12 protein-coding genes are annotated in these 13,435 nt (G+C 63.3%); 5 read left to right on the top strand and 7 right to left on the bottom strand.

The window, feature by feature from the left end; translation table 11 throughout:
- Window positions 1-36 precede the first annotated feature (36 nt).
- Window positions 37-552: a DUF421 domain-containing protein gene (locus K3181_RS04540; RefSeq protein WP_221601227.1), complete on the top strand. Its 516-nt coding sequence runs from the start codon at window positions 37-39 to the stop codon at window positions 550-552.
- Here the strand turns inward: K3181_RS04540 and K3181_RS04535 are convergent.
- Window positions 549-1,232: a queuosine precursor transporter gene (locus K3181_RS04535; RefSeq protein ID WP_221601225.1), complete on the bottom strand. Its 684-nt coding sequence runs from the start codon at window positions 1,230-1,232 to the stop codon at window positions 549-551. The genes K3181_RS04540 and K3181_RS04535 overlap by 4 nt on opposite strands.
- Before the next feature lie 126 nt (window positions 1,233-1,358).
- On the opposite strand from K3181_RS04535, the gene K3181_RS04530 reads away from it, so the two are divergent.
- From K3181_RS04530 to K3181_RS04515, 4 genes are all read left to right on the top strand, one after another.
- Window positions 1,359-2,705 carry a NupC/NupG family nucleoside CNT transporter gene (locus K3181_RS04530; RefSeq protein WP_221601222.1) on the top strand — a complete coding sequence of 449 codons (1,347 nt, stop codon included), beginning with the start codon at window positions 1,359-1,361 and terminating at the stop codon, window positions 2,703-2,705.
- A 14-nt stretch (window positions 2,706-2,719) separates the two neighbouring features.
- The gene (locus K3181_RS04525; RefSeq protein WP_221601221.1) at window positions 2,720-3,661 is read left to right on the top strand and encodes an isopenicillin N synthase family dioxygenase; all 942 of its coding nucleotides are present in this window, start codon (window positions 2,720-2,722) and stop codon (window positions 3,659-3,661) included.
- Between the two features lie 250 nt (window positions 3,662-3,911).
- On the top strand, window positions 3,912-6,386 hold the full coding sequence (locus K3181_RS04520) for a TonB-dependent receptor (RefSeq protein WP_221601213.1): 2,475 nt from the start codon (window positions 3,912-3,914) through the stop codon (window positions 6,384-6,386).
- Between the two features lie 133 nt (window positions 6,387-6,519).
- Window positions 6,520-7,242 (top strand): energy transducer TonB, encoded by a 723-nt coding sequence (locus K3181_RS04515; RefSeq protein ID WP_221601212.1) that lies wholly within the window; start codon window positions 6,520-6,522, stop codon window positions 7,240-7,242.
- 21 nt (window positions 7,243-7,263) lie between these two features.
- Here the strand turns inward: K3181_RS04515 and K3181_RS04510 are convergent, their stop codons facing one another.
- From K3181_RS04510 to K3181_RS04485, 6 genes are all read right to left on the bottom strand, one after another.
- Window positions 7,264-9,807: an HWE histidine kinase domain-containing protein gene (locus K3181_RS04510; RefSeq protein WP_221601210.1), complete on the bottom strand. Its 2,544-nt coding sequence runs from the start codon at window positions 9,805-9,807 to the stop codon at window positions 7,264-7,266.
- Window positions 9,807-10,367: a biliverdin-producing heme oxygenase gene (locus K3181_RS04505; RefSeq protein WP_221601208.1), complete on the bottom strand. Its 561-nt coding sequence runs from the start codon at window positions 10,365-10,367 to the stop codon at window positions 9,807-9,809. Before K3181_RS04505 ends, K3181_RS04510 begins: the two co-directional genes overlap by 1 nt.
- Before the next feature lie 149 nt (window positions 10,368-10,516).
- Entirely contained in the window at window positions 10,517-10,819 is a 303-nt protein-coding gene (locus tag K3181_RS04500) for a polyhydroxyalkanoic acid system family protein (protein ID WP_221601205.1), read from the bottom strand.
- Complete coding sequence (locus tag K3181_RS04495; protein ID WP_221601204.1) at window positions 10,819-11,577, bottom strand: conjugal transfer protein TraF; 759 nt, start codon at window positions 11,575-11,577, stop codon at window positions 10,819-10,821. Before K3181_RS04495 ends, K3181_RS04500 begins: the two co-directional genes overlap by 1 nt.
- Before the next feature lie 10 nt (window positions 11,578-11,587).
- Complete coding sequence (locus tag K3181_RS04490; RefSeq protein ID WP_221601202.1) at window positions 11,588-12,796, bottom strand: toxic anion resistance protein; 1,209 nt, start codon at window positions 12,794-12,796, stop codon at window positions 11,588-11,590.
- A gap of 216 nt (window positions 12,797-13,012) precedes the next feature.
- Entirely contained in the window at window positions 13,013-13,396 is a 384-nt protein-coding gene (locus K3181_RS04485) for a response regulator (RefSeq protein ID WP_221601192.1), read from the bottom strand.
- Between the last annotated feature and the right edge of the window lie 39 nt (window positions 13,397-13,435).

Raw genomic sequence — 13,435 nt, 5'->3', positions numbered from 1 at the left:
TGGGAAAGACGCGCGGTGCTCGTGCGTTGATGCCCCATGTTCGTCGACAACACCTGGCTCGATATCGCCCTCCGCGGCGTGCTTCTGTCCGCTGCCGCGATCGTCTGGATCGTGCTGCTGATCCGCATCAACGGGCTGCGCTCGCTGTCGAAGATGACGAATTTCGATTTCGTCATGACCGTGGCCCTGGGCAGCCTCGTCGCCGGCGCGGCGCAGGCGAGCGACTGGAAGGAGTTCGGGCAGACACTGATGGCGATGGGGGGGCTGTTCCTCGTCCAGTTCCTCGCGGCGCGGATCCGCAAGGCTTCAGACGCCGCGGAAGATGTCATGCAAAACGAGCCGGTCTTCCTCATGCGCGACGGCAAGTTCCTCGACGATGCGCTCGACAAGACCCGCGTGGCGAAAAGTGATCTCATCGCCAAACTGCGCGAGGCCAATGCGCTCGACCTGTCGTGCGTGCGCGCGGTCGTGCTCGAGACTACCGGCGACGTCTCGGTGCTGCACGGCGATGGTCTCGACGAGATCGTGATCGAAAACGTAAAGGAGCTCTAGCGCCGGTCGAGCCAGCGGGCGATTGCGACCCCGCCGGTGATCAGGAACGGTACCAGCACCAAGCTCAGCGCGACCTTGGCGATGACCTGGCCGATCAGCAGATTGGTGATGTCGAACTGGCCATAGAAGGCGAGCGTGATGAAGATCACCGAATCGATCGCCTGGCTCAGCGCCGAGGCAATTGCGCCGCGCGCCATCAGCGACAGCGTCGAGGCGCCGTCGGACGATCCTCGCAGCCGCGAGAAGATCCACACATTGAGCAGCAGCGAGACGATATAGGCGGCAGGGCCCGCCATCCACACGCGCCACAGCGTCGCATGGACATGCTCGAATGCGGCGAGGTCCTCGCCGCGGAATTCGACCATCTCGACCGAGGCGGGCAGCTTGAGCACGAGCTGCATCAGCAGTGAGGCGACGAGCAGCGGCACGAAGCCGAACCAGACCATCCGGTTGGCAATCTTTTCGCCGTAGAGCTGGGCAAGCGTGCTCGAGATCACCACCAGCAGCAGAAAGGCGAAAATGCCCGACTCGACCGCCAGTTCGGTCGGCCAGAGTTGCACCTGTTTGTAGGCCAGCACGCCCGCCAGAACGGTCATTCCGCCATAGAGCAGCGTGTATACGAACAGGCCCAGCGGCATGGCTGCGGCGGCGAGCCGGGTCTCGTTGGCGGGTTGTGTCATGGATCGGTCTCGTACAATTCGGGGACGGCTGGGCCGTCGGCTTGCGGTGAAAATTGACTAATGGGGCGGCGCAAGCAAGACAGCGGCTGATTTCATCCGCAACTTGTAGCCTCCGAAGGGAAGCCGATGCCGCCCATCCTGATCAATCTCGTCGGCGTGCTGGCGATCTTGCTGATTGCCTTCCTGCTGTCGACCGGCAAGCGCCGCATCAAGCTGCGCGTGGTCGGTGCAGCCTTCGCGCTGCAGGCACTGATGGCACTTCTGGTGCTGCGCACCCCGTGGGGCGTCGAGCTGATCCAGGCGCTCTCAAGCGGAGTGATCGCGCTGCTTTCCTATTCGAGAGTCGGCATCGAATCGGTCTTCGGGCCAATGGATGCCAATCCCTTCACCAACACTTTCGTCATCGCCGCACTGCCGGTGATCGTGTTCTTCGCGGCGATCGTTTCGATCCTCTATCACTGGGGCATCATGCAGCGGCTGGTGCGCTGGGTCGGCGGGGCGATCGGCTGGATCACCGGCATTAGCAAGGTCGAGGCACTGGGCAGCGCAGCGAACATCTTCGTCGGGCAGTCCGAAAGCCCGCTGGTGGTGCGGCCCTATCTCGCCGCGCTGACGCCGAGCCGGCTGTTTACGCTGATGAGCGTGGGCATGGCGGGCGTCGCGGGGACCATTCTCGCCGCCTATGCCAGCTTCATCGGGGCCGAGGCGGTCCCTTTCCTGCTCGCAGCCGCGTTCATGTCGGCACCAGGCGGGATCCTGATGGCCAAGATCATCATGCCCGACGACGAGAGCCTTTTGGCCCGAGATGCAGCTGAGATGGCCGGGATCGATCCCGAAGGAGAGATCGTCTTGCCGACTTCGCGCATCAGTGCGGAGGGGCCGGCGGCGCTGACCGAGAGCGGCAAGCCGCATGAGGTCGAGGTCGCCGAGACCTTCGAGGAAGGGCATCGCCCCGCCAATGTGATCGAGGCCGCCGCGCAGGGCACGCAGACCGGCATCAGGCTGGCGGTAGCCGTCGGCGCCATGGTGATGGTTTTCGTCGCGCTCGTCGCTCTCGCCAACGGCATCCTCGGCGGCATCGGCGGCTGGTTCGGCTATCCGGATATCAGCTTCCAGCAGCTGCTCGGCTTCGTCTTCGCGCCGGTGATGTATCTGATCGGCATTCCCTGGGAGCAGGCGGGTGCGGCGGGCGGGTTGTTCGGCACCAAGATCGTGCTCAACGAATTCGTCGCCTTCATCGATCTCGGTGCCATGGATGCGAGCACACTGTCCGACCGCAGCCGCGCGATCATCACCTTCGCGCTGTGCGGCTTCGCCAATTTCAGCTCGATCGCCATCCAGATGGCCGTCACCGGCGGACTTGCGCCAAATCAAAGACCTGTGATCGCCAAGCTGGGTATCCGCGCGCTGGCCGCGGGCAGCCTCGCCAATCTGATGAGCGCGGCGCTGGCGGGACTCTTCCTCCCGTACTAAAGGGCGCACCCATTATGACCGATTCGAACACCGATATTGCGGTTGTGTCGCTGGCACAGCCGCTTGAGAGCATTGCCGACGAGCTGGGCCGCAGCTTCGAGGAATACGGCTTTGCCGTCATCCGCGACCACGGCATTCCGCAGGAGCTGATCGACCGCGCGGAGACGCTGGCGAAGACCTTCTTCGCGCTGCCCGACGAGGTCAAGAAGGCCTATCACATCCCCGGCGGCGGCGGTGCCCGCGGCTACACGCCCTTCGGGACGGAGAAGGCCAAAGACGCCAAGGTCCACGATCTCAAGGAATTCTGGCACGTCGGACGTGAACTTCCCGAAGGCCACCCGCTCGCCGAATATATGGCCGACAATGTCTGGCCGAGCGAAGTCGAAGGCTTCCGCGAGATCTTCTCCGAGCTCTATTCTGCATTCGAAACCGCCGGTAGCCGGGTGCTCGAAGGCATCGCGCTCCACCTCGGTCTCGATCGCGATTTCTTCGCGCCTACAGTCGAAGACGGCAATTCGGTCATGCGCCTGCTGCGCTACCCGCCGCTCGAGGGCCAGGAGGCCGAAGGCGCGATCCGCGCTGCCGCGCATGGCGACATCAACACCATCACCCTGCTGCTCGGCGCGGAAGAGGCCGGTCTCGAACTGCTGACCGCGCAGGGTGAGTGGAAGGCGGTGGCGCCGCCCGAAGGGGCGCTGGTGGTCAATATCGGTGATATGCTCGACCGTCTGACCAACCATCGCCTCAAGTCGACCCAGCATCGCGTGGTCAACCCGCGCGGCGAGGCGGCTTATCGTGCGCGTTATTCGATGCCCTTCTTCCTTCACTTCCGGCCCGACTACGTGATCGAGACGCTTCCCTCCTGCATCGATCCCGCACACCCCGAGGATCATCCGGCGCCGATCAGCAGCCACGATTTCCTTCTCCAGCGGCTGCGCGAAATCAACCTCGCCTGACGATCGACGACGCCGATAGATCGGGTTTCGTGCGCGGGACCCGATTTTTCGGACTAGTTGCTATTTTGCAACGCAAATTTTCTCCTAAAAAACAGCAACTTTCTTGTGTTCGCTGCAGGTGCGTCTCGCGCCTGCAACATACGTCTTGATCTTGTCACAAAAAGGTCGCTTGGGCTCAGCGTCCTCCCGCCATTGGGAGTGGGCTCTCCAATTCCAGGCAACCTTTAACGAGACCGAAGGGATCATCTCGATGAAGTTCAAATACCTCTTGGCCGCCTCGGTGGTCAGCACCGCCAGCGCGATGGTCGCTGCTCCGGCCGCCGCACAGTCGACCGGTTCGGCCGACTTCGACAACGAAAACGTCATCATCGTTTCGGGCGCCCGCTCGACCGATGTCGGCGGTGTCGATATTCCCGAATCGCCCAAGGCGAAGGTCCAGATCGGCTCCGAGCTGATCAGCCGCCAGAACCCCGGCCAGACCATCAACGACACGCTGAACCTTGTCCCGGGCGTCAGTTTTACCAACAACGACCCCTTCGGTTCGCTGGGTGGCAGCTTCACCATCCGCGGCTTCTCGTCGGACCGTATCTCGCAGACCTTCGACGGCGTTCCGCTGAACGACTCGGGTAACTACGCGCTGTACACCAACCAGATGCTCGACCCCGAAATCATCGAGTATGCGACCGTCAGCCTCGGCTCGACCGACGTCGACAGCCCGACCGCTTCGGCCGCCGGCGGCACCATCAACATCCGTTCGAAGGTTCCCGACGACGAATTCGGCGTGCTGACCAGCATGACCTACGGCAACATCATCGCGCGCGGCAATCCGGGCGACCGCATGATGTATCGCTTCTTCGGCAAGATCGAGACCGGCGAAATCACCGCTGGCGGCCTCAAGGCCTACTTCACCGCCTCGCGCACCGAGAACGATTCGGTCTTCTCGAACTACGGCGGCGTCGACAAGCAGCAGTACAACGCCAAGATCTTCCAGCCGCTGGGCGACAATGGCGACTTCGTTTCGATCGCCGGTCACTACAACCAGAACCGCAACAATTTCAACGGCTCGCCGGCCTTCTTCGGCGGGATCGAAACCTACTCGATTCAGGAACCGGAAGATCGCTTCTACGATCTGTTCGACGGCACGCCGTGCACGGTCGACGTCCCGCAAGCGGGCGTTCAGGACGAGTACAATAGCTGCGGCACTCCGTTCGAGCGTCGTTACAATCCGTCGAACACCGGCAACATCCGCGGCAACTCGCGCTTCACTCTTGGCGACTCGCTGACCCTGACGGTCGATCCGAGCTTCCAGTACGTGAAGGCCAATGGCGGCGGCACCTCGATCGGCTTCGAAGGCTTCTCGCCCGATGGTTACACCGGCGGCATCTTCCAGACCGATCCGCGTAACCCGCAGCGCAACAGCCGCTCGACGCAGTACTACTTCTTCGGTGGCGTCGACCTCAACGGTGACGGCGATACGCTGGATTACGTCAACATCCTGTCGCCCAGCCACACGCAGACCCGTCGCTATGGCGTGATCGCCAACCTGATCTACGACATCGACGACAACAACCGCGTGCGTCTGGCCTACACCTTCGACCGCGCGCGTCACCGCCAGACCGGTACGGCAGGCAGCCTGCAGCTCAACGGCGAGCCGTTCGACGTCTTCCCGATCAACGACCCGCTGCTCGACATCAACGGTGTTGCCCCGCAGAAGCGTGACCGTCTCTCCTACGCTACGCTCAACCAGGTTTCGGCCGAGTACCGTGGCGAGTTCGGCGACCTCGTGGCCCAGATCGGTGTTCGCGCGCCGTTCTTCACCCGCGACCTCAACCAGTACTGCGTGACGACCGACACCTCGGGCAACGTGAACTGCATCAACGGTGCCACCGACATTGCAGACTATGTTGCTGCCAACCCTGGCTACCTCGCTCCGACTTCGGCGAAGTACAAGTACGACAAGCTGCTTCCGAACGTCGGTCTCACCTACACCTTTGGTGATGCCAGCGTCTTCGCAAGCTACGCCAAGAACCTGTCGGTTCCGGGAACGGACACTCTCTACGGTTCGCTGCTGGCCGGTGTCGCGCCGACCCCGGAAACGTCGGACTCGTTCGACCTTGGTCTGCGTTACCAGAGCGGCAACATCCAGGCCCAGGTTTCGGGTTGGTTCAACCGCTACAACAACCGTCTCGCATCGGCCTACGATCCGGTTCTCGACCGCACGGTTACCCGCAACCTCGGTACTGTCGACAAGTATGGCATCGACGGCAGCATCTCGTGGAAGCCGGCCGACCCGTTCCTGATCTACCTCTTCGGTTCGTACCTGAAGTCGGACATCAAGGACGACGTCCAGACGGGTGCGACCTCGTTCGCCGAAACCGCAGGCAAGCGCGAAGCCGGTGCCCCGAAGTACACCCTCGGTGCCCGCGTCCAGGCCGATCTCGGACCGGTCGAACTTGGTGCGCAAGTCAAGCGTACGGGCATGCGTTACCTCAACGACATCAACACGGTCGAGCTTCCGGGTTACACCGTTGCCGATCTCGATGCGCGCCTGTCGCTGGGTTACTTCGACGAAGACTTCGACAAGGCCTACTTCCAGGTCAACATCACTAACCTCTTCGACGAGGTCTACATCGGCTCGGCTTCGACCGGCCTGACGACCTCGGGCGGTTTCGTGAACATCGGCCCGCCGCGCGCGATCACCGCGTCGCTCGTCTGGGGCTTCTGATCATAAGAAGTTCCGGAGGAGACTCCGGAACGTGATCAACCTAGGGGCGGTCCTCTTCGCTGAGGGCCGCCCTCTTTCATGTCTTCCGACCGACCCACCGGAACAGGCAGGCGTGGATTCCCGTTGAACCGGAATGGATCAGCAGGTCACCCGTTACAGCCAGACGAAACCGCGGCCCAACCCATGGGTGCTCGCGCTCATCGTGCTGATCCATATCGCCCTGTTCTACGTCCTCGTCCGGGCACTCGCGCCGAGTGCGGTGGCGGGTGTCGAGCGCACAGTCGTGTCGGCCTTCACCGTCACCGTCTCCGCTCCCGAAGACGAACCAGAGCCGACCGCTCCCGAACCCGAGGGCGCGCAGGGCGATCCGGGTCGCGAAGCGGTACCCGACGCGGTGACTGCGCCCGAGCCCAAGCGCCGGATGCGCGAGGATCCCCCCGCGCCGCGCGCCTCGTCCACCGGAACCGCGAACAGTGCCGGGGCCACCGACCAGGGTCAGGGAACCGGCCGTTCCGGGCAGGGGGAGGGTACCGGGAGCGGAGAGGGTGGCGGCGGCCAAGGCGGCGGGGCAGCGACCAAGCCGGTGTTGGTGCAGGCGATCACCGATGCGAGCGCCTTTCCGGTGCCGCCGGGCGGGCGGCAGGTGCGGATCGGCAAGTCGGTAATCGTCAAGCTGTCGGTCTCCGCCGCGGGGCGGGTGACAGGGTGCAGCGTCTATCGTCCCAGCCCGTTCCCGGAAACCGATGCCGTGGTGTGCCGGCTGGCTTACGAGCAGATCCGTTTCGAGCCCGCGCGTGATAGCCGCGGTACGCCGGTCGCGGCGACCTTCTATTATCAGCAGCGCTTCTTCAACTGATCGCGCCTTGCCTGCGCCGGCTTATTCCGGGGTGTAGCTCGCCAGGACCTGCTCGAGCTCGTCCTTGCCATAGGGCTTGGTGAGCAGGCCGAGAGCGCCGAGCCTTTCGAGCCGGTCGGCCATCTCGCCATAGCCCGTCGCGAGCCAGAAGGGCACGCCCATCTCGCGGAGTCTCTCGGCCACCGGCTCGCTGTTTTCCTTGCCGAGATTGTAGTCGAGAATGGCGAGGGCAGGGCGCGTCTTCGACAGAGCATCGAGTGCCGCCACGACCGAGCTCTCGGTACGCACCGTCTCGACCCCCAACTCCTTGAGACAGTCCTCGGCGTCGAGTGCGATGATCATGCTGTCCTCGACCAGCAGGACACTCGCGGGCGGGTTTTCCAAATGGCCTTCCTTCCGTTTCTTGAGGGCGGTGAAGCCTTCGCCCTCGCGCGTGCCCCATTCGACATTGCGTCCCGGAATGCAAAATCGAGCGACGACGCCTTCCAGGCGATAGTCGATCTCGGCCGTCCCGCCCAATTCGTAAGGGATAGAACGCTCGATAATCGCGCTGCCGAACCCGCGGCGCTTGGGTGGCTTGACCGGCGGACCGCCGGTTTCGCGCCAGTCGAGGCAGAAATTGCCTTCCGGATTCTCGCTGACTTCGACGGCCAGCCTCCCCGCCTGATCGCTGAGCGATCCGTATTTTGCCGAATTGGTGATCATCTCGTGGATGACGAGGGCAAGCACGGTATAGGCTTCGGGTGCGATCATCGCCTCGGGGCCCGAGAGGTCGAGCCGGTCCTTCTTCCCCGCGAGATAGGCATCCGCTTCTGTCTCCAGCAGTTCGGAGAAGGGCGCGGACGACCAGTTTCCACGCGTGATGTTGTCATGCGCCGAGGCGAGCGACGAGATGCGCCCGCCGACGATGTCGACGAAGCTTTCGATGTCGCGCGCGTCGCCCTTCGATTGGCTTATCAATCCGCGGATCAGGTTGAGGATGTTGCGCACGCGGTGATTGAGCTCGGCGATCAGCAGTTCCTGCTGACGCTGCGCCTTGCTGCGTTCGGTTACTGCCTCGTCGGTGAGGCGCAGGATGATCTCGAGCAGAGTGACACGCAGGCTTTCGGCGATGTCGAGCTCGGCGGGGGACCAGCTCTCGGCCCGACCCTCGACCGTCTCCTGCCACGCTTCGAAGCTCTTGCGCGGCGTCAGCCGGTCCCCATTCGGACCGGTCTCGACCGGTTTCTCGGGATTGCCCGCCCATGTCACCGTACGCACCAGCGGCTTGCGCCAGAGGATCAGATAATCCCGCGGAGTGCGCGACACCGGAATGACCAGCGCGCCGGCTGCGCGATCGGCAAAGCGTTCCGCCAGGGGCAGGTGGTCGGAGATGGATTCGCTGGCTAGGATCCGGCTTGTCGCTCCACCCTTGAGATTGGGGATTATGGCGCGGAATTCCTCCTCGTTGGGCGCTGCCCCGCGCGCATCGTAGACGCCGTCGACGAAGATGCTCGCCCCGTCGTGCGGTATCACCTGCTGGATGACCGGTTCGATCATCGGCAGGCTGCTCGGAAGCGGGGCACCCCCGGCAATGTCGCGCATCAGCCTGGTATGGATCTCGCGTGCGCGCTCCTTCCGTTCGGATGCCTCGCGGGCCATGGTCCGGTCGAGCATGAGCGAGAAGTAGTCCGAGAACAGCTCGGCTGCCGTCCGGCTCGAATAGGGCAGCAGCTTGGGGCCGTAGTGGTGGCAGGCGAACAGCCCCCAGAGCTTCCCGCCGACGATGATCGAGATCGACAGCGAGGCGCCCACGCCCATGTTCTTGAGATATTCGATATGGATCGGCGAGACCGCCCGCAGCGAGCTCATGCTGAGGTCGAGCGGCTCTCCGGTCAACGAAACCTCTGGCTCGATCGGCACCGGCTCAGCCTCGACATCGGCGATGATACGGAACCGGTTGCGCAGATAGAGCGCGCGGGCCTGGACCGGGATGTCGGTCTTGGGATAGCGCAGGCCGTAGAATTTCTCGAGATCCTCGCGCGCGGCTTCGGCAATGACCTCGCCCGACAGGTCGTCGTGGAAGCGATAGACCATCACCCGGTCGATCTTGAGCGCATGTCGCAGTTGGCGGGCGGCCTCTCCGACCAGGCTTTCCACGTCGGTGCGCTTCTCGAGCCGGGTCATGATCGGCCGCAGATTGCCGAGCTGCCGGTTGAGATCGCCCGCAACGTGGCGTTCGATCTCGATGATCGTGTTCGGGCCCGAGGTATGCAGAGCGCAATCGAACAGTTCGTCGGTGCCAAACAATTGCATGCCGAACATGCGCTCGACCTGGTCATCGATACCGAGGGTCGCAGCGGAACTGCGCAGCTCCGACAACGCGACCGGCGCAAAGAATCCGTCGAGCCCGTCACCGAGCTGGAGATCGCGGCCCTCACCAAGGATATCCTCGAGGTTGGTCGAACGATGCGAAACGAACCAATCGGAATTGACCGCGATCAGCGCGCCGAAATCCTGGATCCGACCGAGTTGGTGGATCGGTTCGCGATCACAATTGGTGAGGTTGACGTCGTGCGGCTGCATCACGCTGCCTCGAGGGCGAGGCTCTCTGCAGCCACCGCGTTGAAATGGGCAAAAGCGGCCCGCGCGCCATCGCGCGGGCCGCGCATGTCGCTCTCCGCATTCGGGCGCTGCAGCGTCGGAAGCAGCCCGCGCCAGTAATCCCCCATCGCGGAATCCGACAGGAAGGCCACTGGCCGCGACGCATCCAGCTTGGCCATCCGCGCAAGGATGGCCCGGTTGCCGAGCGCCGAGCCAGCGAGCACCCAACAAATGCCGAGGCTCTGTGCCTCATCAGCGGCGACAAAGTCGGGCGTGTCGAAGGGAAGCGGGTGGCCAAGCTCGCCCAGGTCGCGCGCAATCAGCCCGGTTTGCGGCGGAGGCGCATTTGCAATGCAATGCTGTTCCAGCCAACGCTCGATACCCTTCCGGGCGCGATACTGAATGGCGAGGAATGCGGCGTAGTCCTCGACGTCGCCGGTTACGAGCGCGCCAAGCCGCTCGTCAAGCCGGGTGTGTTCTGCCGAGGTCTCGCTCCTGAGATAATTCCGGATGGTGCGACCCACCCCATCGTCTGCCGGCATTCGTTCGGCCTCGCTTTCCCTACCGTCCTGCCTCGGAAGGCCGAATGTCCGCCGATCGGCCCCACCGACGGCGTACTTCCCTTTCCAGCGCCCCAAGCGCGAGTTCGTTCCTGAAACAGGAAATTCTCTTGCCAGCGGGTAGCGCTGACCTACTTTTTGGCGATCAGCTTCTGGCCCTGCTGGCGGATCGCGCCGGCGACCATCGGCTCGACGAAGGACAGCGCCGGCGGCAGGTTCACCTCGAACACGACCTGTCCATCCTCGACAAGAACGCACCCGTCGACGCCCTGGCCGATGGCCCTGACCGACAGATCCATGCGATCCTCATTGGGCCAATGTGTGGTCACGTCGGCGAGCCCTCCCGGAACGAACTGGCCGATCTCGTGGCTGTGCTCGCGGAGGCGGCGACGCACCTCTTCCTTTTCGAGATCGTGGGGAATGGGAACGCGCATCAGCTCTTGTGCTCCAGTTGCGGACTGGTTTCGGCGCCACTGCCGAATTTGTAGTCGAGATAGCGATGCTTGATCGCCAGGTCGTCGAGCGAGCCTTCGGCGAGCTGGCGCGTGATCGAATCGATCTCGCCGCTGATCTTGTCGAGACTGTCGGTGAGTTGCTGATCGGGGGTCGAACCGGCACGCTCTTCCTTGCGCAGATGCGCCGGGATGCGGCGGTAGCTGTCGATCATCTCTGGCAGCTGCTCGCCCACCAGGCTGCGCACCTCGCGCGCCTTCGGATGGTCTTGGTCGAGGCCTTCGAGTTGCAGGCCGAGCGCATCGAGTTGAACGCCCATGTCGCCGACGATCCTGGCGGCGGGCGCGGGCAGGGCGGGGCGCTGCGCTTCGAGCCACAGTTCGGTCCGGCTTACCATCTGCTGGACATTGCCTTTGTTGATGTCGGCGCGCCTGGGGGTGCGCATCTTCGGATAATTCCCGAGGACGCCGATCGCGACCACGCTGGCCACGACCAGCGCCATGATCCCGACGAAGCCGATTCCGTCGACAATGATGCCGAGTACCCCCATGCCGACCCATAACGCGAACAGCGCGATTGCCACGTTGCGGACCTTCTTCATCAGATGCTCGCGCTTCACCTTGGCCGAGCCCGCCCCGATGGAGGGCGCACGGCGATGACGACCGCCTTCGCGGTTGTCGCGCACGAGCGCTTTGCTCTCGGCGAGGATGCGGTCGCTGTCTCGGGTGAGGTCGTTCACGCGGTTACCCTCAGCCCTCGATGCTCAGCAGGCTCGATTCGGAAACCTGCTTTTGCGCCTGCGACTGGCCCTCGGCGCGAGCGATATAGCCCTTCGACTTTTCGACCTCGCTGCTGAGCAGAGTGACCGTCTGCTTCATGCTGTCGAGAGCGCGCAGCTTGAAATTGTCGACCTCGTCCATGGTATCGTAGATGTTCTGGAAGGCGCGCTGGAGCGTTTCGAGCGGGATGGTCGAGGCCGCGGCCTGTTCGTGGATCTTGCCGGTCTGGTCGCGCAGCAGCGTGCTGGTCGAATCGATGATCCCTGCCGTCGTTTCGTTGAGCGCGGTGATCTGGCCCAGCACGAGCCGCTGATTCGTCATCGCCTCAGCCACGGTCACCGCGGTACGCAGCGCGCCCACCGTGGTCGTGCTGGCGCGGTCGACACCCTTCACCAGTTCGACATTGTTTTTCTTGACGAGGTCGAGAGCGAGATAGCCCTGCACGCTCACCGCCATCTGTGTCAGCAGGTCCTGGGTCCGCTGGCGGACGTAGAACAACGCGGTCTCGCGCACCGCCTTGGCCTTGGCCGGGTCGGTCGCGTCGAGCTCGGCGGCTTTGTCCTCGAGCTTGGCGTCGAGCGTGTTGGAGATGTGGATCATCTGCTCGAGATTGCCCATCGCCTCCCACAGCTTCTGCCGCTCCACGTCGATCGCGGCATTGTCCATGATCAGCTCGTCCTTGCCACTGGCGAGGTTGTTGAGGATCGACTGGATGTGCGTCTGGGCGCTCTGATAGCTGCGGAAGTAATTGGTCAGCTTATTGCCGAAGGGAATGATGCCGAGGAACTTGCGCGTACCCGACAGCTTGCCGCGCTTGCCAGGGTCGAGATCCTCGACCACGCGGCGCAGCTCGGCAAGATTGGCGCCGACGCCTTCATCCTTGTCCATTGCGCGCACTGGGCGGTCGAGGAAACGGTTCGACATGCCCGCCGCGGCCATGATTTCCTTGCGGCCCATATTCGTCAGCTGGTCGACCTTCTTGCCGAATTCGGGCGAATTTGCATCCTCGGCGATCAGATCGGCGACGAAACCGTCGACCTTGGTTTCGAGCTTGCTCTTCACCTCGTCCGACACGGGCACCAGGCCCGCGGCCTTCTCGGGCTTCACCTCGGGCACCGGATCAGGCGGGGTGAGATCGAGGGCGGTCTCGGTAGCGGTCTGCGTTTTGGTTTCGCTCATGGGTGGCTGTCTCTCCAGGCGGTTCTGATCCTGTATTAGGGTTGCAATACACGATCTTCAAGCACGGTGTCGTCCTATCGGACGATCATGCCGCTTGGACAGTGCTCGGGGCAAGGCAATTATCGGCGCTTGCGAGCCGTCATCTCCCAGACATTGGTAGCGACGATAACAGCTTGGGACTTTTGAGCCTGATACCGATCCGGCGCTCCACCGGGGCTATCCTGCGGCCTTCGGCTTCCCGGCGAGCCCGATCAAGGCATTGATGATGTCGTTTGGCTTGGCCGGCTTGTAGATACAGGGGCGCGAACGGAACGTTTCGGGCATCGGGTCGGCGTTGCACTGCGCGCTGACGAAAGCGTAGGGCACCGCGTTGCGATCGAGTGCCTCGGCGATCGGCCAAACATACTCGCCACCCAGATCGATATCGAGCAGTGCGGCATCGAGATGGTTCTCTACGACAAGGCGCATGCCCGACGCGAGATCGAGCGCGGGACCCACCGGCTCGGCGCCGGTGTCTTCGACCAAATCGCTGATATCATACGCGATGATCGGATTGTCTTCGACAATCAGGACACGCTTTCCAGGGAGTGTGTGCGACATCTCTCTATCTACGATTCAGCCTGGGTAGCGACCCGCACG

The organism is Qipengyuania mesophila, assembly GCF_019711655.1.
Taxonomy (GTDB): domain Bacteria; phylum Pseudomonadota; class Alphaproteobacteria; order Sphingomonadales; family Sphingomonadaceae; genus Qipengyuania; species Qipengyuania mesophila.
Note: the sequence above shows the minus strand (reverse complement) of the source record. Positions and strands in the feature narration are given on the sequence as shown.

Excerpts from the sequence above, each read along its gene's own strand:
- K3181_RS04540 (WP_221601227.1), top strand. The coding sequence starts at position 37 with ATGTTCGTCGACAACACCTGGCTCGATATCGCCCTCCGCGGCGTGCTT.
- K3181_RS04500 (WP_221601205.1), bottom strand. The coding sequence starts at position 10,819 with ATGCGCGTTCCCATTCCCCACGATCTCGAAAAGGAAGAGGTGCGTCGC.
- K3181_RS04485 (WP_221601192.1), bottom strand. The coding sequence starts at position 13,396 with ATGTCGCACACACTCCCTGGAAAGCGTGTCCTGATTGTCGAAGACAAT.
- K3181_RS04510 (WP_221601210.1), bottom strand. The coding sequence starts at position 9,807 with ATGCAGCCGCACGACGTCAACCTCACCAATTGTGATCGCGAACCGATC.
- K3181_RS04490 (WP_221601202.1), bottom strand. The coding sequence starts at position 12,796 with ATGAGCGAAACCAAAACGCAGACCGCTACCGAGACCGCCCTCGATCTC.
- K3181_RS04515 (WP_221601212.1), top strand. The coding sequence starts at position 6,520 with ATGGATCAGCAGGTCACCCGTTACAGCCAGACGAAACCGCGGCCCAAC.
- K3181_RS04530 (WP_221601222.1), top strand. The coding sequence starts at position 1,359 with ATGCCGCCCATCCTGATCAATCTCGTCGGCGTGCTGGCGATCTTGCTG.
- K3181_RS04535 (WP_221601225.1), bottom strand. The coding sequence starts at position 1,232 with ATGACACAACCCGCCAACGAGACCCGGCTCGCCGCCGCAGCCATGCCG.
- K3181_RS04525 (WP_221601221.1), top strand. The coding sequence starts at position 2,720 with ATGACCGATTCGAACACCGATATTGCGGTTGTGTCGCTGGCACAGCCG.
- K3181_RS04505 (WP_221601208.1), bottom strand. The coding sequence starts at position 10,367 with ATGCCGGCAGACGATGGGGTGGGTCGCACCATCCGGAATTATCTCAGG.
- K3181_RS04520 (WP_221601213.1), top strand. The coding sequence starts at position 3,912 with ATGAAGTTCAAATACCTCTTGGCCGCCTCGGTGGTCAGCACCGCCAGC.